This is a genomic window from Pseudarthrobacter equi (assembly GCF_900105535.1).
Taxonomy (GTDB): domain Bacteria; phylum Actinomycetota; class Actinomycetes; order Actinomycetales; family Micrococcaceae; genus Arthrobacter; species Arthrobacter equi.
In genome coordinates this window covers 3,114,413-3,139,744 of sequence record NZ_LT629779.1, presented here as the reverse complement: position 1 = coordinate 3,139,744, position 25,332 = coordinate 3,114,413, and the positions used below count along the sequence as shown (strand labels likewise).

Annotated in this window: 18 protein-coding genes; 12 read left to right on the top strand and 6 right to left on the bottom strand. The window is 63.4% G+C overall.

All coding sequences use genetic code 11. The features are described from left to right. Nucleotides 1–6: 6 nt before the first annotated feature. Together BLT71_RS14200 and BLT71_RS14195 are read right to left on the bottom strand one after the other, a co-directional pair. Nucleotides 7–549 (bottom strand): Rv3235 family protein, encoded by a 543-nt coding sequence (locus BLT71_RS14200; RefSeq protein ID WP_091721448.1) that lies wholly within the window; start codon nt 547–549, stop codon nt 7–9. Nucleotides 550–605: 56 nt separating this feature from the next. Continuing rightward, nucleotides 606–1,574 carry a LysM peptidoglycan-binding domain-containing protein gene (locus tag BLT71_RS14195; protein ID WP_091721445.1) on the bottom strand — a complete coding sequence of 323 codons (969 nt, stop codon included), beginning with the start codon at nt 1,572–1,574 and terminating at the stop codon, nt 606–608. Nucleotides 1,575–1,715: 141 nt separating this feature from the next. Here BLT71_RS14195 and BLT71_RS14190 point away from each other — a divergent pair, with 141 nt between their 5' ends. Beyond that, nucleotides 1,716–2,285, top strand: coding sequence for a hypothetical protein (locus tag BLT71_RS14190; protein WP_091721442.1), 570 nt, complete (start codon nt 1,716–1,718; stop codon nt 2,283–2,285). Between the two features lie 48 nt (nt 2,286–2,333). Here the strand turns inward: BLT71_RS14190 and BLT71_RS14185 are convergent, their stop codons facing one another. Continuing rightward, nucleotides 2,334–2,549, bottom strand: a complete 216-nt coding sequence (locus BLT71_RS14185) for a helix-turn-helix domain-containing protein (protein ID WP_045729765.1) — start codon at nt 2,547–2,549, stop codon at nt 2,334–2,336. Between the two features lie 153 nt (nt 2,550–2,702). Between BLT71_RS14185 and BLT71_RS14180 the strand changes: the two genes are divergently transcribed. The 4 genes from BLT71_RS14180 to BLT71_RS14165 are packed head-to-tail and all read left to right on the top strand — an operon-like array spanning nt 2,703 to nt 11,060. Beyond that, nucleotides 2,703–3,344 (top strand): hypothetical protein, encoded by a 642-nt coding sequence (locus tag BLT71_RS14180; RefSeq protein ID WP_091721440.1) that lies wholly within the window; start codon nt 2,703–2,705, stop codon nt 3,342–3,344. Next, nucleotides 3,341–4,648, top strand: a complete 1,308-nt coding sequence (locus BLT71_RS14175) for an AAA family ATPase (protein ID WP_091721438.1) — start codon at nt 3,341–3,343, stop codon at nt 4,646–4,648. Before BLT71_RS14180 ends, BLT71_RS14175 begins: the two co-directional genes overlap by 4 nt. 57 nt (nt 4,649–4,705) lie before the next feature. Continuing rightward, complete coding sequence (locus BLT71_RS14170) at nt 4,706–9,559, top strand: NAD-glutamate dehydrogenase (protein WP_091721436.1); 4,854 nt, start codon at nt 4,706–4,708, stop codon at nt 9,557–9,559. 28 nt (nt 9,560–9,587) lie between these two features. Then, nucleotides 9,588–11,060: a sensor histidine kinase gene (locus BLT71_RS14165; protein WP_091721433.1), complete on the top strand. Its 1,473-nt coding sequence runs from the start codon at nt 9,588–9,590 to the stop codon at nt 11,058–11,060. A gap of 135 nt (nt 11,061–11,195) precedes the next feature. Here BLT71_RS14165 and BLT71_RS14160 read toward each other — a convergent pair whose 3' ends face one another. Next, nucleotides 11,196–11,444, bottom strand: a complete 249-nt coding sequence (locus BLT71_RS14160; RefSeq protein WP_015937605.1) for a WhiB family transcriptional regulator — start codon at nt 11,442–11,444, stop codon at nt 11,196–11,198. 321 nt (nt 11,445–11,765) lie between these two features. Here BLT71_RS14160 and BLT71_RS14155 point away from each other — a divergent pair, with 321 nt between their 5' ends. Continuing rightward, on the top strand, nt 11,766–12,164 hold the full coding sequence (locus tag BLT71_RS14155) for a hypothetical protein (RefSeq protein ID WP_091724039.1): 399 nt from the start codon (nt 11,766–11,768) through the stop codon (nt 12,162–12,164). A gap of 40 nt (nt 12,165–12,204) precedes the next feature. Here BLT71_RS14155 and BLT71_RS14150 read toward each other — a convergent pair whose 3' ends face one another. Next, nucleotides 12,205–16,233, bottom strand: coding sequence for an FtsK/SpoIIIE domain-containing protein (locus BLT71_RS14150; protein ID WP_091721428.1), 4,029 nt, complete (start codon nt 16,231–16,233; stop codon nt 12,205–12,207). A gap of 182 nt (nt 16,234–16,415) precedes the next feature. On the opposite strand from BLT71_RS14150, the gene BLT71_RS14145 reads away from it, so the two are divergent. The 6 genes from BLT71_RS14145 (at nt 16,416) to BLT71_RS14120 (ending at nt 24,064) form a co-directional block, all read left to right on the top strand. Then, complete coding sequence (locus BLT71_RS14145) at nt 16,416–17,000, top strand: acyltransferase (RefSeq protein ID WP_091721426.1); 585 nt, start codon at nt 16,416–16,418, stop codon at nt 16,998–17,000. Nucleotides 17,001–17,121: 121 nt separating this feature from the next. Then, on the top strand, nt 17,122–18,309 hold the full coding sequence (glf, locus tag BLT71_RS14140) for a UDP-galactopyranose mutase (RefSeq protein ID WP_091724038.1): 1,188 nt from the start codon (nt 17,122–17,124) through the stop codon (nt 18,307–18,309). Then, complete coding sequence (locus BLT71_RS14135; protein WP_091721424.1) at nt 18,306–20,330, top strand: glycosyltransferase; 2,025 nt, start codon at nt 18,306–18,308, stop codon at nt 20,328–20,330. Before glf ends, BLT71_RS14135 begins: the two co-directional genes overlap by 4 nt. Beyond that, complete coding sequence (locus BLT71_RS14130; protein ID WP_056085018.1) at nt 20,327–21,208, top strand: ABC transporter permease; 882 nt, start codon at nt 20,327–20,329, stop codon at nt 21,206–21,208. Before BLT71_RS14135 ends, BLT71_RS14130 begins: the two co-directional genes overlap by 4 nt. After that, a complete protein-coding gene (locus BLT71_RS14125) occupies nt 21,209–21,934 on the top strand; it encodes an ABC transporter ATP-binding protein (RefSeq protein WP_045729775.1) in 726 nt (241 codons plus the stop codon). It abuts the gene before it with no gap. Nucleotides 21,935–22,048: 114 nt separating this feature from the next. Further along, on the top strand, nt 22,049–24,064 hold the full coding sequence (locus BLT71_RS14120) for a DUF6541 family protein (protein WP_091721421.1): 2,016 nt from the start codon (nt 22,049–22,051) through the stop codon (nt 24,062–24,064). A 54-nt stretch (nt 24,065–24,118) separates the two neighbouring features. Here the strand turns inward: BLT71_RS14120 and BLT71_RS14115 are convergent, their stop codons facing one another. Then, nucleotides 24,119–25,330, bottom strand: coding sequence for a lipopolysaccharide biosynthesis protein (locus BLT71_RS14115; protein ID WP_091721419.1), 1,212 nt, complete (start codon nt 25,328–25,330; stop codon nt 24,119–24,121). Nucleotides 25,331–25,332: the final 2 nt, after the last annotated feature.

The following is a 25,332-nucleotide window of genomic DNA, read 5'->3' as shown; positions in this document are numbered from 1 at the left end:
GGATGGTCATCCAATGACGAGTTCCGTGACTCGCCACACCTGCTTGCTGCGCTCCAGGCGGATTGCCACGGCGCGCGCACGGACGTCATCGACTACCACTGCACTGGCTTCGTAGGTGCCTACTGCCACCTCGCAGATCCTTACTGACCGGACAATGGAGTTTCGGTGCAGCCGGCCCAGCGCCGGATTTCCGGTCCTGGTGATTTCCCGCCGAATCAGCGCGGCGCGGTGCTGGAGGGCGGCGAGGCACCGGGGGTCAAGCCGGCGGGCAAGTTGGTGGACGGGCCGGATCCCGGCCAGCACTTCCATGGCAGCCTGCACCGTTCCACGCGTAAGGGCCCGGACTTCCGATTCCTCGTCCGCGGCCCGGAGCTGATCCGGCTCTCCGGAACGCGGGGCCGGCCGGCCCTGGCCCAGGGCCCGCAGCTGCCTCTGTCGCAGCTGCGTTTGTTCCGGCGGCTCCTGGCTGGCTGCGCCCGGGGTGAAGCCCTTGTCAGCTTTACTTTCGGTTCTTCCTTGGAGGGCGCGGATTGGCGTCACTGCTGGCATTGCTTTCCCCTTTGGTTTTGGTGGTGCCGGCACCAAACCGGCATGGTTACGGATGCTTAAGACGCTGAGGGTGGCTGCAGGACCTGGCCCGGGAGCAGGACATCCGGGTTCTGGCCGATGACAGCCCTGTTGGCTTCGTACCATCTCGGCCACTCGAGGGCGACGTCAATGTCGGAAGCATTGGTGCCCAACTGGCCCCGCACAATGTCCCACAGGGTGTCCCCGGCCAGGACTGCCACGATTCCTGTTGTGTGATCTGACCCCCTACCCGGCGTGGCCTCTTCGCGCTGGGCGGGCGGGGCCAACAGCCCTGGATCCACCAGCGGGGCAGTCCGGGGCTGCCATCGGGGCTGCAGCTGGGAATGATTCGCGGCGCCGGAGCTTGCGTCCGCAGTGATTGGGGCAGCAGCGTGCGTTGTTTGGGCAAGTTGGTCCGGTCCCGCTGACGTCGGGACTAATCCCGGCGTCAAGGTCTGCTCCGGCTGGCCCGCCGCCGGGCCTGCATCCGATGCCGGAGCCTGCGTGGAGGTGGCGTCCCAGACGGGGTCGCCTGGCGTCCCTGTGGAAGGTACCGGGCGCGGGGCCGGCAGGTCCGGGGTTGCATCCACAGCCGAGGCGTACTCCTGGGTGGGGGCCCACTGCGGACCCGAAGTCAAGGTTTCGGCGTTGGCCGCTGCACCCGACACCAGTTGCAATGAGAGCGCCGTGACGACCAGGCGCCTCATGAAAGCGGGCGAAAGCCTGCGCGTCAGCGAAGCTGCACGGACCTTTCCGTGTCGCTCCAGGAGCACGCCCGCTCCGGCGGCCACAAGAGACAGAAACCACCAGGCGATAAGCACCGAGCCCGAAATTAGTGCGACGGCCCCCAGGATGTCCTCGGCGGACGTGCTCTGGTGCTTGGCAGTTGCCTCCTGCCACTGCAGGACAAGACCACATCCGATGAAAACGAGCACAGCTCCCAGGACTAACAACGCCAAGGCCATCAGGGCGTCCAGCCTGAATCCGTGCGAGTCGCGCTTCATCATTGATTCATCCTTTTGATGTTGTTTGATGCAGTTTGATATTGCTTGACTCAGTTTGCGCCCGTTTTCAGCCATATGTCCAGACGGTGGAGAGAAAAACTTCCTGGAATTGACGGCGTGCCCGGTCGGACCTACTGTGGCCGGATGCGCTGGGATGCACTCTTCGACGACCTGGAAAGCCAACTGGCGGAATCTGACCGGCTTTCACTGGAGGCCGAGATCGGGGAGAGAACCCGCGCTGAACTGGTGGCTATCGAATTCTCCGACAGGCTCCGCGGCGTACTTGGATGCACGCTCGGGGTCCACCTCCTGAGCGGAGAATCGGTCAGTGGCCGCCTTGCCCACGCCGGTGCCGAGGCCCTGGTTATTGACGAAGACTGGTACCAGGTCCTCATTCCATACCCGGCGGTTGCCCGCTACGTAGGCCTGGGCAGGCTCGCTCGAACCGAACCGTCAGCCGTACGGCGCGCGCTTGGGTTGGCGCATTCGCTCCGGGCCCTCGCCAGGGACAGGGCTGAGCTGAGTATCAGCCTCGGTGGCAGCACGGGCGTCACGCGGTTGGACGGCGTAATTGACCGCGTGGGCAAGGACTATGTGGACGTAGCGGCAGTTACGCCCGGTGAAGCCCGGAGAAGCCGGCATGTTGGAGACGTATCAACCGTGCCGTTCGCCGCACTTGCGGCCATCAGGTCCAGGAAGCAGGCCGGACTGTAGCCGGCGCCCGGTCCCGGCAGGGCCGGCGGTGACGAAGCACGCGCCCGCTCAGACCGACTTCGACTTGGACTCCTGAATCATCCTGCTCGCTTCTGCATAGCGTTCCTCGATGTACTGTTCGAGCATCTTCTCTTCCACGCGCCATTGCCCGCGGCCACCAACCTGGATGGCCTTCAATTCTCCGCTCCGTACAAGTGCGTACGCGGCTGGAGAGTTGATCTGGAGCTGCTCGGCAACATCTGCGAGCGTGAGGAACCTGGGCATGCCACCATTTTGCCATCCGAACGGGGTACATGCCTGCGTTATCCACAGTTCCGGCATATTTGGGACTTTGACTTTCGTTCCGGCGTCCGTCCCGCCACAATGAGGTGTCCGGCCACGGAACGGCCCGCCGGCATGTCTAGGGGGAGAAACGGCATGGTTCCAGAAACATCAGCCGCATCAGCACGCCTGAAGCGCCCCTCGTGGAAAGATCCGCGCCTGCTGGTAGGGATCCTCCTGGTGTTTGCATCAGTGGCGGGAGTCGTATTCCTGGTCGGAAGTGCAGACCAAACCACGGAGGTCTACGCGGCCCGCGACGGAATAGCCGTGGGCGAAGCGCTGACGGAAGCGAACGTGGTACGTGCCAAGGTGCGGCTCGGCGATTCGGAACGGCACTACATCACCGCCGAATCCGGGTTGCCCCGGGGCGCGGTGGCCGTGCAACGCATCGGAAAAGACCAACTGGTCCCTCGTGCCAGCCTCGGGGAGGTGGACGACCTTGACCGCAAGCCGGTGGCCATTACGGTGGACGGAACCCTGCCTGCGCAGGTTATCGCAGGGGCCCGTGTGGACGTCTGGGTTGCCCAGCCGGATGCCAAGAACGGATTCAGTGAACCAAAGCTCCTGCTGCCGGGTGCCGAAATCGCCGAAGTAGCAGCAGGTTCAACAACACTCGGATCCGCCAAAAGCACGGTGCTTATGGTGCTGGTGGAGGACAGCCGTATGCCGGCCATCCTGGGCGCCCAGGCCAACGACGCCCGGATCTCCGTCGTGTGGAACCCGGGGGGCGCCAAGTGAGCATACCTGTCGTCACCGTCGGGCAAACCCGGGAAGACCTGGTGGGCGGACTCGAACGCCTGCACGGCCCTGTCACAGTTGTCAGGAGATGCGCCGAACTGCCCGAACTGCTGGCGGCGTGCCAAAGCGGGCTGGCCAGGGCGGCCGTCGTGGCAGACGGATCCGAAGCCCTCACGGCTTCGTTGGTAGACCGGCTGGGAGCGGTTGGCGTGGCCATCATCGCCCTCACCGACAGTGCCGAAGAAGCAGGGCGACTCCGCAAGATCGGTGTGGCGTCCGCCCTGACAGGCGTGCAATCTGCGGAACTTTCGGACCGGATCGCCGACGCCGTGGAGCAACTGACAGGGGCGCCGGCCCGTGCGGCCGCAATGAGCTCCCTTGCGGACACCGGCGCAGCCCTGCATCCCGTTGCCGCGGAACCTGAACCAGATCCGGGCGGGCCCGGACCAGGACGAATCATCGCAGTATGGGGACCCGCCGGCTCTCCGGGCCGGACCACCCTTGCCGCCAACATGGCGGCTGAACTGGCGGCAGATGGCGAGCAGGTCCTCCTCATCGACGCTGACAGCTACGGGGCGAGCGTCGCTGCGGTGCTCGGGCTGCTCGACGAATCGGCTGCATTGGCACAGGCCTGCCGGCTTGCCGACCAGGGCGCCCTCGATGCCGACGCCCTCCGCAGGCTCGCCGTCCCTGTGGCAACCACTGCCGGAACCTTCACAGTACTCACCGGGATTACGCGGGCAGACCGCTGGACGGAGCTCAGGGCACCGGCCTTGGCGCTCGTCCTGGAACGGGCGCGGCAGATCGCCGACGTTGTTGTGGTGGACACAGGCTTCTGCCTCGAGGCGGATGAAGAACTGAGTTTTGACACCATGGCGCCACGGCGAAACGGGGCAACCCTGCGTGCGCTGGAGGTGGCGGACACCGTGTTCGCGGTCGGGGCTGCTGATCCCGTGGGCGTGCCGCGGTTGGTCAAAGGACTTGCTGAACTGGAGAACGCCGTTCCCCAGGCCTCGCCCATGGTAGTGATGAACAAAGTGCGGTCGTCTTCTGTTGGCAGGGGCCCCGAACGGCAGCTGCGGGATGCCTGGGAGCGTTACGGTCCGGCATCTGAGCTCCAAGCATTCCTGCCGTACGACATCGCTGCCGCAGATGCGGCCCTGCTTGCAGGATCATTGCTGCTCGAATCGTCGCCCGAGTCAGCCCTTCGCCGCTCCATCCGCCAACTTGTTTGTGCACCCGTCCAGCAAAAGGCGAAATCCTCTGTATTTTCTTCCACAGCAGGCCGCAGGGCAAAGGACTAGGCTCGCCATAAGAGCTGCAAAGGTGCAGCGCATATCGTGTGATGGAGGCGTTTGTTGATGTCGTCTGGATCCAGCGTGGAGGATCAGGCCCTTTCCGTTGAAGGCTTTGAAGGCTTCATGGGGGACTACTACCAGCATCTCGCCGAGGAGGACGCGCGCAGCTATCCGCAGGAACTGCTGGCACAGCGGGCGGACCACCACCGCGAAGTCGCAACAGAGCGGCTGCCGGGGCAGGCGAAAGTGGCCATTTCCGATGAGGAAGACAGCAGCGTCGTGTTTGTCGTCACGGACGACATGCCCTTCCTGGTGGATTCAGTCAACGCTGAACTGGTCCGCCAGCATGCGGCCATCAAGCTCGTCATCCACCCCATGTTCGTTGCCACGCGCAACCGGGAATCCGGGCAGCTGGTCAAGGTCAACAGGGTTCCGTCGCATATCGGAATTTCCAGCGGTGATACCGCAGCGATGCCGAGCCTGTCCCACCTGATAGCCACCGGCGAAAATGCCTCTCACATGGAGTCCTGGATCGCCGTCGAGATCAGCCGCATCTCCGACGAAGCCAAAGCGTCGCTGCTTGAAGGACTGCAGCGAGTGCTCAAGGACGTTCGCGCGGCCGTCGAAGACTGGCCAAAAATGCGCCAGAAAGCGCTGCAGATTGCCGAAAGCCTTGACCAGGTAGCCAACCCGGCCCAGATTGCCGAACTGCGGCAGGCGCAGGACCTCCTCCGCTGGCTCGACGACGGAAACTTCACCTTCCTCGGTTACCGGGAATACGTCCTGATCAACGTGGACGGGGAGGACGTCCTGGAATTGCGGGAGGACAGCGGCCTTGGCCTGCTCCGGGCAGCGGCCGATTCCCCCCACATCCAGCACCTGACGGATACGGGACGCAAAAAGGCGCGGGAAAAGCGTGCCCTTGTCATCACGAAGGCCAATTCCCGCTCCACCGTCCACCGGTCCGCCTACCTGGACTACATCGGCGTCAAGAGTTTCGACGCCGCCGGCAACGTCAACGGAGAACGGCGCTTCATCGGGCTGTTTGCCACCAGTGCCTACACCGGCTCAGTACGTGAAGTTCCGATCGTCCGGGAAAAGGTCGACGCTGTCCTCCGCAATGCGGGATTCCCGCCGGACTCGCACTCCGGAAAGGACCTGCTCGGCATCCTGGAGACCTACCCCCGCGACGAGCTGTTCCAAATCGAAGTCCCCGACCTCGCCGCCACGGCAGTCGGCATCCAGAAGCTGCAGGAGCGCCGCCGGACCCGGCTCTTCCTCCGGCCCGATATCTACGGCCGCTTCATGTCGGCTGTCGTCTACCTGCCCAGGGATCGCTACACCACCAATGTCAGGCTTCGGATCGAGCAGGAACTCCGCGAGACCTTCCAGGCGGTGTCCATTGACTACGAAGCCAGGATGACGGAATCGGCTCTGGCCCGACTCTTCTTCAGGATCCGCCTGCCGAAGGATGCAGACGTCAGCCACGTTGACAGCGGGGAGCTCGAAAAGCGGCTGGTCCGTGCGGCGAGGTCCTGGAGCGAGGGCATCGCCGAGGTGCTGCGCGACGGCGGCGACGCGGCGGAAGCTAAGGAACTGGCGGCCATCTGGGCTGAAGCGTTCCCGGCGAGTTACCGGGTGGACTACGAAGTGGAAGATGCCCTTGCCGACATCGCCCGCTTCGAGAAGTACGGAGCGGCAGCCGAGCGCACCGAAGGTGCACGGCAGGAGCGTCCGGGCGTCCACGTCTACCTCCCCGAGGGGGCCGGCGCAACCCTTGAGGAGGACGCGCGGGTCAAGCTGTACATGCTCGAGCCCAAGAGCCTGAGCCAAATCCTTCCCTTCTTCCACAATCTGGGACTCGAGGTTCTCGATGAACGGCCCTTCGAAATCGAGACCGCGGACCGCCGCGACTTCTTCCTCTACGACCTTGGGCTGAAATACCCTGCGGGCGTTGACCCGGTGGCAACCGGAGGCTTCCTGGCCGACTCCTTCAGCGCGGCTGTGACCGGCGCGGCAGAATCCGACGCTTTTGACCGTCTGGTCCTTCGGGAGGGGCTGCACTGGCGCCAGATCACCGTCCTGCGTGCCTACGCCCGCTACATGCGTCAGATGGGTAACACCAATTCGTTCGGGTTCATGGCTGATACCCTCCTCGCCAACCCCGACGTGACCCGGGGGCTTAGTGCCCTTTTCGCCGCACGGTTCGATCCGTCACTGGATGCCGATGCACGGCAGGCGGCCCAGGAATCCGTACGCGAAGAACTGTCAGCGTCCATCGAAAAGGTTGCGACACTGGACGCTGACCGTGTCCTGCGGACATTTGTGAACCTCATTGAGGCCACCCTGCGGACGAACTTCTACCAGGACAAGCGGCACCTGAGCTTCAAGCTCGATCCGGCGCGGATCGACGGCCTGCCGTTCCCGCGCCCGATGTTCGAGATCTGGGTCTACTCTCCGCGGGTTGAGGGCGTGCACCTCCGATTTGGCAAGGTCGCCCGCGGTGGCCTGCGCTGGTCGGACCGCCGGGAGGACTTCCGCACCGAAGTGCTCGGCCTGGTGAAGGCCCAGACGGTAAAGAACGCGGTCATTGTTCCCACCGGGGCCAAGGGCGGCTTCTTTGCGAAGCAACTGCCGGACCCCTCCGTCGACAGGGCTGCGTGGATGGCCGAAGGCGTTGAAAGCTACAAGACCTTCATCCGGGGCCTGCTGGATCTCACCGACAATCTGGTTACTGAAGGCGCGGATGAGAAGCTGGTGCCGCCGTCGGACGTTGTCAGGCATGACGACGACGATTCCTACCTTGTGGTCGCAGCGGACAAGGGGACTGCCACTTTCTCGGACATTGCCAACGGCCTGGCCGCTGAGTACGGATTCTGGCTGGGAGACGCGTTCGCTTCGGGCGGCTCCGTTGGCTATGACCACAAGGCGATGGGCATCACCGCCCGCGGTGCGTGGGAATCCGTGAAACGGCACTTCAGCGAGCTGGACCTGGACACCCAGACCCAGCCGTTCACCGTGGTGGGCGTGGGCGATATGTCCGGCGACGTGTTTGGCAATGGCATGCTGCTGTCCCGGCACATCCGGCTGCTCGCTGCCTTCGACCACCGGCACATCTTCCTGGATCCCACGCCGGACGAGGAGCAGTCCTTCGCTGAACGCCGGCGCCTGTTCGAGCTGCCCCGGTCGTCATGGGACGACTACGACAAGTCCCTCATCAGCGCAGGTGGCGGTGTCTTCGCCCGGCAGGCCAAGTCCATTCCGGTGTCGCCCCAGGTACGCGACGCCCTGGGACTTCCCGCCGCCACCACGGAGCTCAGCCCGCCCGAACTCCTGCGGGCCATCCTGCTGGCCCCCGCAGATCTTCTCTACAACGGCGGCATCGGGACGTACGTGAAGGCCAGCAGCGAGACCAACGCGTCGGTGGGGGACAAGGCCAACGACTCGATCAGGGTTGATGGCAGGGACCTCCGCGTCAAGGTGGTCGGTGAAGGCGGCAACCTGGGAATGACGCAGCGCGGACGAATCGAGGCGGCACTCCAGGGCGTCATCCTGAACACCGACGCCATCGACAACTCCGCAGGCGTGGACTGCTCCGATCATGAGGTCAACATCAAGATCTTCGTTGACCGGATGGTTGCTGCGGGGAAGCTGGACGCGGCCGAACGTGCTGAATTCCTTGCCTCCATGACCGACGAGGTGGCACGCCTCGTTTTGGAAGACAACATTGACCAGAACATCCTGCTGCTGAACGACCGCACAAGGGTTGCCGAGTGGAGCCCCAGCTACGAACGCCTCATGGACTGGCTGGAAAAATCAGCCGACCTGAAGCGCGACCTGGAGGCCCTGCCCACCACGGACACACTGCGCGAACGGCTGCAGCAGGGCCAGGGACTGACGTCTCCTGAGCTTTCAGTCCTCGCGGCGTACGCCAAGATAGAACTGGCGACAGCACTGCGGGAAAGCGATCTTGCGGACGATCCGTGGTTCCGGCAAACCCTCCGCGATTACTTCCCGACGCAGCTGCGTGAACGTTTCGACGCTGAACTGGACACCCATCCGCTGCGGCGCGAAATCATCGCCACGGTGGTTGCCAACGACATGATCAACATGGGAGGCATCACCTTTGCTTTCCGCGTCATGGAAGAAACGTCAGCCAGCGAAGTGGCCGTGGCCAAGGCTTTCGTCGCACTGCGTGAGATTTACGAGCTGGACGTGATGGTCCGGGAGCTCAACAGCCTGCCTGCCTCGTTCCCCACGGAGCACTGGAGCACGGTCCACCTGGATATCCGCAGGTTGCTTGACCGCGCAGTGCGGTGGCTCCTCACCCAGGGCACCGTATCCCAGCCCATCGATGAAGTGGTGGCTGAGTTCAAGCCACTCATGGATCCCCTGCGTGCTCGCGTCCTGGACTACCTGCGGGGCGAGGACCGTGAACGGGTGGGAAGCTGGCTCGAGAACGCGCGCGAATGGGAACTTCCGGATGGCCTTGCCCTGCGCTGGGCTGAACTGTTCGAAAGCTTCGTGCTGCTGGACATCGCAAAGATCGCCCGCCTGCGGAAAGAGCCGGTTGAGGACATCGCCGCCGCGTATTACACGGTGTTCAACCGTTTCCACGCCGATTCCCTACTGGAACGGATCAGCAGCCTTCCCCGGCAGGACCGCTGGCAGGCATTGGCGAGGGCGGCACTTCGTGATGACCTGTACTCCACGGTGTCGGACATTACGACGGCGGTGCTGGACGCCACGGCCGCGGGACAGTCACCAGAGGCGCGGCTCACGGAGTGGGAGGCCCGGAACGCCGAACAGCTGGGGCGTGCGAAGAGCATGTTCGATGAGGTCAACGCACTCGAAACAGACGATATGGCGTCGCTGTCGGTAGCATTGAGGCTCTTGAGGTCTATCGTCCGGCGCTGATTAATCAGGCGTCGCAACTGGAGGTGCAGTGGCAATCTTTACCGACCCCATCAGGGAACACGCCGATTTTGGCCCAGGTGATGCCGAATGGCTTCACCTGCTGGTGGGGGACTGGCAGATGGTTGCTGACCTGGCCTTCGCCGACCTCGCACTGTGGTTCCCGCATCCCGAATACGGGTATGTGGCGCTGGCGCACGTCCGGCCGTCCACAACGCACACCGTGTTTCACGGGGACTTCGTCGGCGAAGGCATCCGCTCCGACCTTCGGCCCCTGGTGGACAAGGCCTGGAACAGCAGGGCCATCGAGCGCTCCAGCGAGACAAACTGGAGCAGCGACATGGCCCTGCGGGTCGAGGCTGTTCCCATGGTTCGGAATGGACGGACCCTGGCCGTTGTCACTACCCACATGGACCTGTCCAGCTCACGGATGCCGTCCCGGCTAGAGCTGACGTACCGTCAGTGCGCCTATGACCTGTTAAGGATGGGGACGCTTGGCCTGTGGCCCGACTTCGCTTCACCAACGGGGTCGCGCCGCGGCGCACCGCGGGTAGGGGACGGATTGATCAGGCTCGACGCCGACGGTGTGGTGCAGTACGCCAGCCCCAACGGCGTTTCTGCCTTCCGCCGGCTGGGTGATGGTGAATCGCTGGAGGGCCGTTCCTTGGCGGAAGTAACCGCCAGCCTCCTCAAGGACCGCCGGATGGTCGATGAAACCTTGCCCCTGGTTGTTACCGGCCGGATGCCGTGGCGCAGTGAAATCGAGTCCCGCGGCGTCAGCCTGTCCCTTCGGGCGATTCCCCTTCGCGACGAACAGCAACGGTTCGGAGCCCTGGTGCTGTGCCGCGATGTGTCGGAGCTCAGGCGGCGGGAAATGGAGCTGGTCACCAAGGACGCCACCATCCGCGAGATCCACCACCGGGTGAAGAACAACCTGCAAACCGTTGCCGCCCTGCTGCGGATGCAGTCGCGCCGGATGGTCAGCGAGGAAGCCAAACAGGGCCTGGAGCAGGCGATGCGCCGGGTTGCGACGATCGCCCTGGTCCACGAAACCTTGTCCCAGGGCCTGACCCAGAGCGTCGATTTCGATGAGCTGATCGGACGGCAGTTCAGGCTGTCCGCGGAGGTCGCCTCGCCGTCCCAGCAGGTGAAGACGGAGCGTTCGGGTACCTTTGGCGAGCTTCCCAGCGATCTGGCCACCCCGCTCGCGCTGGTGATCAACGAATTGGTCACCAATGCTGTGGAACATGGCCTTGAGGGGCGGGCAGGGACTGTGTGGCTCATTGCCGACCGTGCCGAGGGCGAAGATGGTGACGACGAAGAGCTCACCGTGACCATCGCCGATGATGGCGTGGGACTACCGGATACTCCGCACGTCGAGGGTCTTGGCCTTCAGATCGTGCGGACCCTGGTGACCAGCGAGCTTGGCGGAACCATCCAGTGGCTGCCCCGCGAAGGCGGCGGCACAGCGGTCCGCATCCGCCTCAGCCTCTTGGGCAGGTAGCCGGACGCCGCCTGCTGTCCGGCGGCGTCCCCTGGCATTGAATGGAGAGAGCCCCGGCGGCAACCTGATCGGTTGCTGCCGGGGCTCTTTCTACTTGGCGGATATCCTTCCGCTGTATGTCGGGGGGGCTGCCGCTTATGAAGCGCGGCGTGCCCGGGCTGCCCGGCGCTTAAGGGCGCGGCGCTCGTCTTCGCTCATGCCGCCCCAAACGCCGGCATCCTGGCCGGACTCAAGTGCCCACTGGAGGCAGGTATCGACTACCGGGCACCGGCGGCAGACACTTTTGGCTTCCTCAATCTGCAGGAGAGCCGGCCCTGTGTTCCCGACGGGGAAGAAGAGTTCCGGGTCCTTTTCGAGGCACGCTGCGCGGTTACGCCAATCCATGCTGATTAGTTGCTCCATTTCTGGGAATCGCCCTTTGTGAAATTATTCACTAGTAGCTACAAAGGAAAAGGGCCCGGCGGGGCCCCCTTGGTCATCTCCATCAAGCCTGTCATGTTAACGCTGTGTAAACAAGGGGTAATAACGCTTGATATCCCGGGAATGCTGAGCGATACATCACACTGCTGGCACTGGCCCTCACCAGTCTCCGACTATGTCGGGTAGGGTGCCAGTGTGTCAAGACCCCCTTCCAACCCCGCAGATTCCTCGCCTCCTCCGGGGGGAACCCACCCTGGCCAGGACGGTGCCGTTCCATCAGTGAAAGTGCGGCCTCCCCGCGCCGCTGTCCTTATTGCCGTGGTGGTTGCGGTTGAGGCGACGGCCCTCCTGGCGGCAGCTGCCTGGTACGCATTCGAGTTGGTATCGGGGAGCCCTGTCCTGTCGTTCTGGGGTGCGGTGTTTACCCTCGGGCTTTTGCTCGCCTTTTCGGCGTGGTTGTTCGCGGTCGGTCATTTCCTGTACCGCGGGTTCCGGTGGACCCGTGCGGCGGCCCTGGTAGCCCAACTGTTCGTTCTGACGATCGGTTTCCCCACCCTGACCAGCGGACTGATCCTGGCTGGATTGGCGATGGTCGTTCCTGCGGTGGCAGCCCTTGTGCTCCTGTTCCATAGCAGCGTTATCGCCTACGCTTCCCGGACCGGAGGAGCGCCGCCGGCCTTATAGCCCGCCTACGCTTCCCGGACCGGAGGAGCGCCGCCGGCCTTTAGCCCGCCTTGCGGCCTCCGGCGACCCCTCCCGGCGGCGCCCACGCGACCTGGAGGGCGGCCGACCCTCCTCCGGAAATCAGCACTGCCCTGCCCGGCGGAGCAGTGGGCTCCGCTTCGAAGCGGACGCCGAAGAGGTCCCCGTCCGCCATGGAGCGCGGCGCGAGCAGCATTCCGGTGCCGTGAGCCCTGGACGCCATAACAAGGGGGAGGCGTTGCAGCAGCAGGGGATTGTAGTTTGCTGTCAACAGGACGTTATGGCCCCGTGACTGGAGTTCCGCCAGTGCGGTCAGGGCGTCGGCAGACAGTTGGTCGGCGTCGTCGGCGATGAGGATCCGGCGCCCGGCCGCGGCCCGGGACGCGGGGTCCAAGCGCAGTGATGTCCAAAACCTGTCCGGCTCTACGGTGTCCGGCGGATGCACCCAGCAGGCTTCCGGGTTCAGGATCCTCAGCGCGCGGAGGCTGTTGGTTTTACCACCGCCGGGGCGGCCAAGGATGGTGAAAACGCCGCCGGCGGGTAAGTTCAGGCGGACCGGGGAGAGTTCGTCCCCACCCACGCCGATCAGAAGTCCGGGCGGGGTGGACCGGGCGGCGGCCACGGATGAGAACGGGCTCGCCGCAGACTCCTGAACGTCCGTCGCTGAGATAAGCGGGGGCAATGACTCAATCCGGAAGGGCGGGACTTCAGGCGTGGAGTTCAGCTCCATGTCCGGGTCCCGTTGCCACTGGTCCGCTATGGCGAGGTCGTAGACCTGGCAGACCGCGGGCTCGCTTCCGGCGACTGGTCCGAAGGCCACCGCCCGCCCTTTTACCTTTTCCGTGGAAGGCATCCTGGGCCACGCGAGCCTGCTGTCCTCGTTGGAGGCTGCGGGGAAGTACAGCCGGTTGGGCAGGGAACCGCCAAAGCGGGCGGTGGCCAGTTCCCGTTCCCCGGATATCGCGACAGTTATCCCGGCGCGCTGACCGTCCCGGACCAGGTCCTGTACCACGTCCTCAGCCCACGCAAGCGGTCCGGACCTGAAGGCAGACATCCACGATCCCCATCCGGAGATGACCAGCACCAACGGAGTAGCCCCTTCATCAGGGCGGCTGAGGCGGTGCCCAAGCTCGAGGGCCAGCCGCTCCAATATCCGGACCGCGCGGCGGAGTTCGTGGATTCCGGCATGGGCACCCGTCCTTCTATGGCCGGCGGCATGCTGGAGTCCGCCAGGGGCGTCGAGGAAGTAGCAGTGTGACTCACGCGGGTGCGCCAGAAGGCGACGGACTGCGAGGTCCAGGGCTTCAACGGCGCCGGAGGAGGCAGAGCCAACAAGTGCCAGGTGGCCGTGCCGGGATGGTTCCCAGGTCAGGGGAAGGACGCATTGGGCATGGGGCAGGTCGAGGGCGCCCAGCTCAACAGACCAATCCGGCCGCGATCCGGTTGGCGGCTGGCCGCTTGCCTGCGCCGGTGCCGAAACAGGGTCTCGGAGATCATGCGGGAGGGGAGGCGCTACTGGGTGCCGGGGCAGGGACCGGCCCCGTGATGTCCAAAGCCTGCGGACCATTTCAACATAGGGCCGCGCGGCCTGCGCTGGGGTTGGCGTTTGGCATCCGGGAGCAGCTCCTTCTTCCGCCCTCAGGAAGTCGAAGGTGCGCTGAACGTGAAGGGCATCGTTCCGGGTTTCACTGCCGGAAAGGTTCAGTGTTGCCGCTTGGAATTCCTGGGCAGGCTCCGTTCCCCGTGCAAGGAATGCGCGTCCTGGGCAGTCCACTCCGATGCCCGCCGCAGCTTTGGTGCCGATAATGTCATGGGATTCCATGTCGGACTGGACCCGCAGGGCAATGCTGGATGTCACGTTGGCCCTGATATCGGCTGTCAGTGCTCCCTGCGGCCGCTGCGTGGCCATCACCAGATGGATGCCCAGGGACCGTCCGATGGCGGCAATGCGCATCAGCTCCCGCAGGACGTCCGGGGCGTCATCCACGAGCATCCTGAACTCATCAATGATGATGACCAGATGGGGGAGCGCAGGGCCGGCCGCATCCTGCGTGGATTGGTAGGAGGCCAGATCCGGCACGTTGGCCGCGGCGAGGGCCTCCTCACGGAGCCGGATCTCAGCCCGCAGTGAGGCAAGCGTGCGGTCAAGCTCACTGGCGGACAAGTCAGTCAGCAGCCCGACACAGTGCACGAGGTCGGCCAGCGGCCCGAGTCCGGAGCCACCCTTGAAGTCGACGAACAGGAAGTTCACCAGTTCTGGCGGATGATTTAGTGCCAGCGCAATAACGAGGGTTCGCAGCAACTCCGACTTCCCCGAACCGGTGGTCCCCGCCACCAGGAGATGAGGCCCGTCTCCGTCAAGGTCCCAGGACCTGACGCCTCCGGCGCTGAGCCCCAACGGAACTGCCAGCCCGGTGGTCTGCGCACCCTTCTCCCACCGGGCAGCCGTTGCGTCCGCCGATAAGGGCATGACGTCCGCGAGGGCGCACGTATCCGGGATGCAGTCTTCCCGCGCCCTGCCATCCGCTCCGGCTGCAAGGTTTCGGCAGAACGCGTCAAAGACCTTCGCAGGGGCCAGATCGGAAACGAATTTCGTGTGGGTTTCCGGGCAAAGGAGGGACGATTCCGGTTCGGACAGTTCCACATCCGCGGTACTGGCTGGCTCTGCCGGGGTGGTGAACCTGAGCACCTGCCATCCGAGCTGGACGCCAGTCGCGGCAAGGGTGTTGTCCGTTTCCCGGCAATCGGACGGGCCGGCCAGAATGAGGACTCCATGCGGGCAACCCCCTAATAACTTCTCCGACAGATGCCGTCGGCATGACTCCCCGGTTGCCGTCAGGACGACTCGCGGAAGGAACCTTGCAGCGAGGGGCAGGACTTCGGGCCGGCCGTGGATGACCACCCTGGTCTCACGGCCCCTGGGATAACCGGCCAGTTGCATGACCAGCGCCCTAATCATGGCATCCAGCGCCGGGCGTGCTCCTTGAAACACTGTTTCCGGCCGGGACGGGTCGAGGAGGAGTGGCACTGCACCCGCGGACGGCAGGTCCCGGACGGCGCGGGCATGCTGGACGCTGATATTCGCGGGCTGGACGCCGAGGCCGAGTCGAAGCCAGATCCTCCCTTCGCCGGCGCCTGTTCCGTTGGATCCAAGGCGCGGCGTACTCAAGGCGAGTGTGGCCAGGGATGGCCCGGCCCGCCGTCGTCGTTGTCTGTCTTCCTGGACAGCACCAGCGACTGCGGCTGCGGTTTCCCGCCGTTGCCTTCGCCCTGTTAGCAGCGGAATCAGCATCGAGACGGCTGAGGCGCCGGCGAACGCCAGGAACATCCACATTCCCGTAAAGACGGCCAACCCGACCCCGATGGCCAGGGGGAGCGTTGCGGTCAGTACGAGGACTGCGCGGTTTCCATGATCAGTGCCGGCGGTAACGGGGATGGGGTCCGCCACCGAAGCGCCCGCGTCCGCCAGGGGCGCCGGCGGGCCGTCCGTGAAGATCAGGGACATGGCCGACGTTCCGCACCGGATGTCGGATGCCGTGGACACCGCCGCATTCCGGACTCTCCGGCCATCCACCCATGTTCCGTTGGAGCTGTCCAGGTCTTCGATGAAGATGCCCGTGTCCGTGACGGTCAGTTTTGCGTGCTCCCGCGACATTTCGGCGTCGTCAATGGATATCCGTGCGCCGCTCCTGCCAATCGTGAAGGTCCCGCGGGCGAGGGCTACAACGGTGCCGGCTCCCGAGCCGCTGTGGACAGCCAACGCCAGTCCAGCTTCCGCCTCGTCTGCAATCCGGGGCAGCTGCTTCCGGAGCGGCGGCCTGGCATCTCCGGCATCGACGAGTACCGCGCCGGCGACTAGGGGAGCCGTGCCAACGTTGAGCGAGCCCAGGCGTATTCCCCGGACGGTAACCTCCCCTGTGCCGAACTTGCGGGCAAGAAGGTGGTGGATTTCCGTCCCGGCCGTTCCGGCGGGAGCCTCGATGGTCAGCTCCAGGGGCTCGTTGCCCGAACCAGGGCCGGCTGCTCTTACCAACGTGCAGTGGAGTGTCATGTGGTGGATTCCTTTGAACGTTGTTTCCAAGCTAAGGGCCGGGCTCCGAACGGGCAGGCCCGTACCGGGGCTATGTGGAAAACCTCGAATTGTTCCGCAGGTACTGCCTTGCTGATCCTTCGCTGGGCTAGGATCGCCCACACGGACCTCCACCGGCGGTCCTGCGGCCACGAAGGAGACCTGTGAGCACCATTGCTGCCAGTGCCGATGTTTCCCCCGATTCCGTCATCGGGTCCGGTTCGAAAGTGTGGCACCTTGCCCAGATCCGGGAATCGGCGCGGCTGGGGAGTAACTGTGTGATTGGACGCGGGGCCTATATAGGTCCGGGAGTGGTCCTGGGGGACAACTGCAAGGTGCAGAACTACGCCCTTGTCTATGAGCCCGCCGTCCTTGCCCCGGGCGTCTTCATCGGACCCGCCGTTGTACTCACCAATGACGTCTTCCCCCGGGCGGTCACGCCCGACGGGGGCCTGAAGGCGGAGGGGGACTGGGACAAGGTAGGGGTAACCATCCGGGAAGGTGCCGCCATTGGAGCGCGGGCCGTGTGCATTGCGCCCGTAACGATCGGTGCTTGGGCCACCGTTGCTGCGGGCGCCGTCGTCACCAAGGATGTGCCGGACTTCGCCCTTGTCGCGGGGGTGCCTGCCCGCCGCGTTGGATGGGTTGGCCGTGCCGGGCACCCGTTAAAGCAGGAGGGAACCTTTTGGGTCTGTCCGCAGACCGGGGCCAATTATGTGGAAACAGACGGGGAGCTGCGCGAGGTATGACCCGCATCCCTGGCCGAGCCGGTAAGGGAGGCGATTCGACTGGCGCCGCAGTCACTCGGGTAGGCTAGAGCAGCAGACAATGCTCAACATTGCGCTGCCCGCATTCGAACCAGGAGATTTTGTGACCGCTGACCTCGTCATCGTAGGGTCCGGCTTTTTTGGCCTGACAATCGCAGAACAGGCCGCCACTGAGCTCGGCTTGAAGGTCGTTGTCCTCGACCGTCGCCACCACATCGGCGGAAACGCCTACAGCGAAAAGGAAGAGCAGACAGGTATCGAGGTGCACCGCTACGGTGCCCACCTGTTCCACACCTCAAACGAACGCGTGTGGGAGTACGTCAACCGGTTCACCAGCTTCACCAACTACGTGCATAAGGTTTACGGCGTTCACAAGGGTGAGGTTTACTCCCTCCCCATCAACCTCGCCACCATCAACCAGTTCTTCCGGGCAAACCTCACTCCGGGCCAGGCCAAGGACCTGATCCAGGAGCAGGCCGGAGAGCTTGCAGGCACCGACCCGCAGAACCTTAACGACAAGGGAATCCAGCTGATCGGGCGTCCCCTGTACGAAGCTTTCATCAAGCACTACACGGGCAAGCAGTGGCAGACGGACCCGAAGGACCTTCCCGCCGGGATCATCTCGCGGCTGCCGGTCCGCTACAACTACGACAACCGGTACTTCAACGACAAGTACGAGGGCCTGCCCACCAATGGCTACACGGCCTGGATCGAAAAGATGGCGGAGCACCCGAACATCGAGGTCCGCCTGAACACTGACTTCTTTGACGAGTCGCACGAATACAGCAAGAACAAGGTTGTCGGCAATATTCCGGTCGTATACACGGGTCCCGTTGACCGCTACTTCGATTACGCCGAGGGTGACCTCTCCTGGCGCACGATTGATTTCGAAGAGGAAGTCCTCGATGTCGGCGACTTCCAGGGTACGTCCGTGGTCAACTACAACGACGAAGACGTGGCTTACACCCGCGTTATCGAACCCCGGCACTTCCACCCCGAGCGGGAATACCAGACGGAAAAGACCATCATCATGCGCGAGTTCTCGCGCTTTGCGGAGAAGGGCGACGAGCCCTACTACCCGATCAACACATCGGCAGACCGCGACCGGCTGCTCAAGTACCGCGATCTTGCGGCCGGTGAGAAGGACGTCCTCTTCGGTGGCCGCCTGGGCACCTACAAGTACCTTGACATGCACATGGCCATCGGTTCTGCCCTGACCATGTTCGACAACAAGATCCGTCCTCACTTCGAGGCGGGAGCCGACATCGAAAGCGGAGGAGTCGACGCATGAGCGTCCCCACCGATACCAAGAACCAGAACAAGGCCGAGGGCGGAGCGGTGGAAACCGGCCAGCAGTGGCAGACGCTGCAGCGCGTCATCCTCCCCAGCGCCAGCCAGATGGATACTGTTCCCCTCTACATGGACATGGGCACTGCCACAGGGATCCAGTTGCCGACAGCCGGCGACAGGGACGGGAAAACCCCCAAGGCCCGGACTATCAGCAGCCCCACCAAGGAAGCCCACGTGGAGGATTTCCTCTCGCGGCACTCGACTTCCGTACGGTCTGGCGAACGGGTGTCCTTCGGCAGCTACTTCAATGCCTTTCCTGCAAGCTACTGGCGGCGCTGGACCACCGTGGACAAGGTCCGGCTGCAGGTCCGCACGCAGGGTGCTGGTTCTGTCATCGTGTACAAGTCGAACGCCCGCGGCTCCCTGCAGCGCGTAGACACGCGCCGCGTTGAGGGTACTGCCGAGAACTTCTTCGAGCTGTCGCTGGCACCTTTCGGTGACGGCGGTTGGTATTGGTTCGACCTGTTGGCCGGAACCGAGCCACTGGTGATGCTCGATGCGGAATGGCAGGGCCCTGCCGTTGAGAGCAGCCCCGGCTCTGTGACCCTCCAGATCACCACCCTGAACAAGACCGACTTCTGCCTCAATAATCTTCGGCTCCTGGCCGAAAGCAAAGAGGCTCTCGACCACGTACAGGAAATCCTGATTGTGGACCAGGGGACGCAGAAGCTCGCCGATGCGGATGGCTTTGAGGACATCAAAAAGATGCTCAACGGCAAGTTGCGCATCATTAACCAGTCCAACCTCGGCGGGTCGGGCGGATTCGCCCGTGGCATGTTTGAGGCCGTTGAAAACGGCAGCGACTATGCACTGCTCATGGACGACGACGTCGTCGTGGAGCCGGAAAGCATCATCCGGCTGCTGACCTTCGCGGATCGCTGCAAGACGCCAACGCTGGTGGGCGGGCACATGTTCGACCTCTACAACCGGACGGTGCTGCACACCTTTGGAGAGGTGGTTAACCCCTACCGCTTCCAGCCGTCCCTGCCCAGCGACGAAATGATCCTGGGTCACGACTTCCAGTCCTCCAACCTTCGTCAGACGTCCTGGCTGCACCGCCGCTGCGATGTTGACTACAACGGGTGGTGGATGTGCCTGATACCCACGCAGGTAATCCGGGAAATCGGGCTCTCCCTTCCTTTGTTCATCAAATGGGACGACTCGGAGTACGGGCTGCGTGCGAAGGCCCACGGTTACTCCACTGTCTCTCTTCCGGGATCGGCCGTGTGGCATGTCTCCTGGATCGACAAGGACGACCTCGTCGGTTGGCAGGCGTACTTCCACGCCCGGAACCGCGTAGTGGCCGCGCTGCTCCACAGCCCTTACGAGTTCGGCGGGCGCGTGATCAAGGAATCGCAGTATGCCGATGTCAAACACCTTGTTTCCATGCAGTACGCCACCGCGCAGGGCCGCCAGTGGGCGCTCGAAGACGTCCTGAAGGGGCCCGAAGCCCTGCCTGACCTTCTGCCGGCCAAGCTGCCCCAGATCCGCGAAATGATGTCTGCGCACCCCGACGCCGTCTTCAAACCGAATCCTGAAGACTTCCCGGCGGCCAAGATGGACAAGCCGCCGCGCCGAGGACACGGGCCGGCCCAGCCGTCAAAGATTTCCCTGCTTCCCTGGGCAGCAAAAACCGTCGTCCGCCAGCTGGCGAGCCCGGTGAAGGGAACCAGCACTGAACGCCCGCAAACGACCATTGCCCACCAGGACAACCGGTGGTGGCGCATGGCGCAGTACGACAGTGCAGTTGTCTCGAACGCCGAGGGGACCGGTGCGTCCTGGTACCAGCGGGACCCCAAGCAACTGAGGAAGATGCTGGCGGAGAGTGCGCGCCTGCATACCGCGCTGCTCAAGGAATGGCCCGCGCTCAGCAGGAAGTACAAGGCAGCTGTCGCGGACCTGACGTCGATGGAGTCGTGGAGGAAGACGTTCGAGCAACACACGCAGAACGAAATCAAGTGAGTGCATCTTCTCCGGCTGAACTGACAAGTCCAGGGCTTGGGGGTGGACTGCGGGACATTCGGCAGTCGGGATTCCTCCTCAAGCTGTTGGTCCGCAAGGAACTCAAGGTCCGCTACCGAGGGTCCGTTCTCGGACTGCTGTGGTCCTACGTAAAACCCGGCGTTCAGTTCGTCGTCTTCTACGTTGCCCTTGGTGTATTCCTGGGGCTGGAGCGCAGCGCCAGGAACCCCGAGGGTCTTCCGAACTATGCGGTCTACCTCTTCTCGGGGATCGTTCTGATCAACTTCTTCTCCGAGGCGCTGGGAAACGCGTCCCGTTCAATTGTGAACAACGGAAACCTGATCAAGAAGATCTACCTGCCCCGTGAGCTCTTCCCGGTTGCCTCTGTGTGGGTGTCCGCGGTTCACTTTTTCCCGCAGTTGGTGGTCCTTGTGGCCGGCTGCCTGCTGGCAGGATGGCATCCGAGTGTGTTCCAGCTCCTGGCAGCTGTGGCGGGTTTCGTGATCGTGGGCCTGCTGGCCACCGGCCTTGGCCTGCTTTTCGGATCTGCCAACGTGTACTTCCGGGATTCGGAGAACCTGGTGGACATGCTCCTGATGGTTGCAACCTGGGCTTCGCCGGTGATGTATGCGTGGTCGATGGTGGAAGCGAAACTCGGTTCAACGTGGTTTGCCATCTACCAGGCGAACCCCATCACCATTGGTGTGGAACTGTTCCATTACGCGTTCTGGTTCCCCACCACAGATGGCACCACCGCTATGCCACCAAATCTCTTCACCCTGTGGACACCGCTGGGCCTGGTTATCGCCTTGGCCATTGTCATTTTGGGTCAGTTCACCTTCCGGCGGCTCGAGGGCCGCTTCGCTCAGGAGCTGTGAGTGGTCAACGCAATTGAAGTTTCAGACATCAGCAAGCAGTTCGTCCTCCGCCACACGCGCTCCATCAAGGAGGCAGTTGTTTGGTTGGTCAAGGGCCGGAAAGGCGATCTGTCCGAGAAGTTCCACGCGCTGAAGAACGTCTCTGTCGACGTCAAAACGGGGGAGACCGTGGCGCTGTTGGGCCTCAATGGTTCCGGCAAATCGACGTTGCTGAAGCACATCTCCGGAGTGATGCTGCCGGATTCGGGAACCGTAAGGACCAGGGGGCGGGTGGCGGGCCTCATCGAAGTGGGGGCCGGATTCCATCCCGACCTGTCCGGCCGGGACAACGTCTTCCTCAACGGCGCCATCCTGGGAATGACCGAGCAACAGGTCAAGGACCGATTCGACGACATTGTCGAATTTTCCGAGATCGGGCAATTCATTGATACCGAGGTCAAGTTCTACTCATCAGGAATGTATTTGCGGCTCGCATTTTCCGTTGCCGTCCATACTGATCCCGAAGTGTTCCTGATCGATGAGATCCTTGCCGTGGGCGACGAGCCTTTCCAGCGAAAGTGCATCGACAAGATCCAGGAACTCGCCCGCGACGGGAAGACGCTTGTGGTGGTGAGTCACGACCTGGACCTGGTCTCCCGCATCTGCGACCGGGGAATCCTCCTGGAGCACGGTAACGTGAAATTCGACGGACCAATCCACGAGGCAGTCTCGATTCTGCGGGCCTGACAGTTAGCTGCGCGAGGACGTTCGCTTCGGGGCGGATGATGGTCCCTTATCGTCAAAGTTTTGTGGCACGGCGTGCCGCTCTGGCCGCTGTGCCACTGAATTTTCGGAGGATTCTTGTCCTGGTTTGATACAGTCCCTCAGTTTGTCCTGGCAGCGGCATTGCTGTTTGTCCCGGGACTCGCCGTGGGTGCGGCAGCCAGGCTGAGGGGATTCCGTATCTTCGCCTTGGCACCGGGAATCAGCGTCTCAATCGTGGCCATTGCTGCGATCGTGGCTCCGTTCGCGGGAGTCCGGTGGTCGCTGCCGCCAGTCCTTGTTATCACTGCGATTTTGGCCGGACTCGCCTTTGTGGCGTCGGTTGTGGTGGCGAAGAAAGGCACGGCAGTTCAGCCGCATGACGGCGGCAATCGGCGTTGGGTCCTGGGCTCCATCGTGTTGGCGGTTGTCATGGCAGCCTTTTTGGTTGCGCGCCGGCTTGTGGAAGCGATCGGCCACCCGGAGTCATTTTCCCAGACATTTGACAATGTCTTTCATCTGAACGCGATCCGGTACATCCTCGACACCGGCTCAGGCTCATCCCTGACGCTCAATGAGATGACCGGTGCGGCCTCCTACCCCGCGGCATGGCATGACCTTGTTTCATTGCTGGTCAGCGTTGGCGGCGGCGGAATACCGGTCTCGGTCAATGTGATCAACATTGTCGTAGCCGCCGTTGTCTGGCCCCTGGGCTGCCTGTATCTCGCACGTACTGTCTGGGGAAAGCGCCCCGCGGTCATCCTGTCCGCCGGTGTCCTGTCCGCCGGTTTTGGCGCCTTTCCCATTTCACTGCTGGATTTTGGGGTGCTGTACCCGAATTTCCTTGCCGTTGCCCTCCTGCCCCTGGTTCTGGCTGTCTCGCTTGAGGTACTCGGATTGTCCGCGGTGCCGATCCATTCCAGGATCATCGGAGCACTCTTCCTCCTCGCAGTACTCCCGGGCGTCGCCCTCGCCCACCCCAGCGCCGCCATGGCCTGGATTGCCCTGATGACTCCGCCTGCGGTTTTCGTCTATGTGCGCTTCCTGGTGCGGACATGGACTTCGGCGCGCGGGCGAACCCGATGGACGGCCACGGCGGCCCTGATGGCGATGGGCGTGATCGCCGTCGTCGTTGTGCGCATCCTCTGGGACCTCGTCCGGCCACCGGCGGAGGCTGCCTTCTGGCCGCCCGTTGAGAGCAGCGGCCAGGCCATAGGAGAAGTCATCGCCAGCTCCGCGATTGGACGCCCCGTGGCGTGGGCCGTCATGGCGCTGACCCTTGTTGGCATCTTCGTGGTAATCAGGTCCGGCCGGCAGCTGTGGTGGTTGGGAACCTATGCCGTGGCGGCGTTCCTCTTTGTTGTGGTCAGTTCTTTCCCTGCTGACAACTTCAGGGCCTACTGGACGGGAATCTGGTACAACGATCCTCCCCGGCTTGCCGCTCTCCTGCCGTTGGTCACGATTCCCCTTGCCACTCGTGGTGCTGTTTGCGCTTGGGAGCTCATGCTTCGGGGCGTCACCCGCAGCGCGGGGATTGCGAAGCGGAAGACTGCAGCGGAACGGGGCAAACCCTTCGAAAAGGGCGCCCGTGTACCGCTGGCAACCTACATGGTGGTTGCCGGCCTGATTGCCGTCCTGGCGCTGGGTGTGCTCACCCAGCGTGGAAGCGTGCGCCCGGCGCAGGACTCCATGGCCGGTTCATACAGGCTTTCTGCTGACTCACCCCTGATCTCCAGTGATGAGCTGGAGCTGATTGACCGCCTTTCGGAGGAAGTTCCGGAGGACGCCGTCATGGTGGGGAACCCCTGGAACGGCAGTTCCCTGGCTTATGCCCTGGCAGACCGGAAGCTCATCCAGCTGCACATCCTTAGCGCCGTTCCTGACGGAACGGGAGCGCTCCTCAACGGGCCAACCCCGTCCAAAGACGATCCCGCGGTTTGCCCTGCGGTCCAAAAGCTGAACATCGACTACATACTGGACTTCGGCCACCGTGAAGTGCACGGCCGGGACAGCGGTTACAAGGGGCTGGACAGCCTCATTGCCGCAGGCATGGCCACACTTGAAGATTCGGAAGGCGACGCAAAGCTTTACAAGCTCCAGCTTTGCGGCAACTGAGCGAGGGACCCGCCAGCGCCACATACCGTGGCGTTGACGGAAACTGGTACTGGGCTACGCCTTTTTCAGCAGGCGTAGCCCAGGCACCAGCAGGCCCAGGAAAAGTATGGCCTCGCTGAGGGCCATTGCCAGAGCGATGCCATCGGCCCATCCTCGGCTCGCAGCAAGAAACATGAGGGTAATTCCGATGACGGCCGAGATCAGCGTCCAAACAAGGATGAGACGCTGGCGGCCCTGCGGGAGCAGGAGGTTACGGATGAACGGAGTGCTGGCGGAGATGAAAAGGAATGACAGGCCGTAGAGAGCGCATGTCGCTTGGCCGGCCTTGTTGACGGATCCAAGGATAATCTCTGTAGCCAGCGGTCCCAGGATCGCCAGGAAGGCAGCTCCCGCCAGCCCCAGTGCAAGGTGGGACACAATGGCGGCGGTGTGGCGCTTCTTCGGGCTGGCCTCCTGCGGCTCCAAAGTCCAGCCTTGGAACGTATTGCCCAAAGCCATCACGGAGAAGAGACCGAAACGGTAGACCGTGTCCGCGGAACTGAATCCAGCCATAACGGTATTGGGAACAAGGGCCTGGCCTATGGGGACAGGGGTTGCTGCGTAAGTTGTGCCGGACAGGCTGATGGCGGCCGGCCCGAAGTGTTGGCGCAAGTAGCGCCAAGTTCCGCCCCAGGACGTGAAGGTTTTACCCCGTTCCGGGACTACGATGCGTTGGAATATGACCAGGCTTACGCCAACGGCAGCGAGCAGGATGACTCCGTACAGCCAAATATGAGTCGTCAGCAAGATCACGGGGACGGCAACAATTGTGGCCGCCACCCGGGGAAGCGCGTCGAACGTTGCCAGAAGGGCAGGCTTTCCTGCGCCGATGCAATACCAGGCCGGGGATAGTCCAGCAACAGCGGTGGTCATGGACATCGCTGCGCCATCCAGCCGGTGGTCAGGGGCTGCCAACTGCCAGGCCAGTATGAACACAAACGGGAAAACCAACGCCGACAGGACCAGCCTGGTTCTGATGCTTTGCCGGTAAACCTCGGCACGGTGCTGCTGGGAAGGGTTCTGGGCTATCTCTACTGGGCCGAGGGTGTTCCAACTCCACGCGATGACTGCACCGCCAAAGGCCCCAATGGCCTGCCCGGATGCGACGGTAGACCAGCCGCCCTCCCCGGCAACGCGCGCCACTATGGGAACAAGAAGGAACGGGGTCAGTATCGACACCAGGGGCAACCCCGTAAAGCCGGCCAATCTTAACAACACAGCTTTCATGC

Excerpts from the sequence above, each read along its gene's own strand:
- BLT71_RS14150 (WP_091721428.1), bottom strand. The coding sequence starts at position 16,233 with ATGACACTCCACTGCACGTTGGTAAGAGCAGCCGGCCCTGGTTCGGGC.
- BLT71_RS14115 (WP_091721419.1), bottom strand. The coding sequence starts at position 25,330 with ATGAAAGCTGTGTTGTTAAGATTGGCCGGCTTTACGGGGTTGCCCCTG.
- BLT71_RS14170 (WP_091721436.1), top strand. The coding sequence starts at position 4,706 with ATGTCGTCTGGATCCAGCGTGGAGGATCAGGCCCTTTCCGTTGAAGGC.
- BLT71_RS14200 (WP_091721448.1), bottom strand. The coding sequence starts at position 549 with ATGCCAGCAGTGACGCCAATCCGCGCCCTCCAAGGAAGAACCGAAAGT.
- BLT71_RS14190 (WP_091721442.1), top strand. The coding sequence starts at position 1,716 with ATGCGCTGGGATGCACTCTTCGACGACCTGGAAAGCCAACTGGCGGAA.
- BLT71_RS14180 (WP_091721440.1), top strand. The coding sequence starts at position 2,703 with ATGGTTCCAGAAACATCAGCCGCATCAGCACGCCTGAAGCGCCCCTCG.
- BLT71_RS14195 (WP_091721445.1), bottom strand. The coding sequence starts at position 1,574 with ATGATGAAGCGCGACTCGCACGGATTCAGGCTGGACGCCCTGATGGCC.
- BLT71_RS14135 (WP_091721424.1), top strand. The coding sequence starts at position 18,306 with ATGAGCGTCCCCACCGATACCAAGAACCAGAACAAGGCCGAGGGCGGA.
- BLT71_RS14185 (WP_045729765.1), bottom strand. The coding sequence starts at position 2,549 with ATGCCCAGGTTCCTCACGCTCGCAGATGTTGCCGAGCAGCTCCAGATC.
- BLT71_RS14160 (WP_015937605.1), bottom strand. The coding sequence starts at position 11,444 with ATGGATTGGCGTAACCGCGCAGCGTGCCTCGAAAAGGACCCGGAACTC.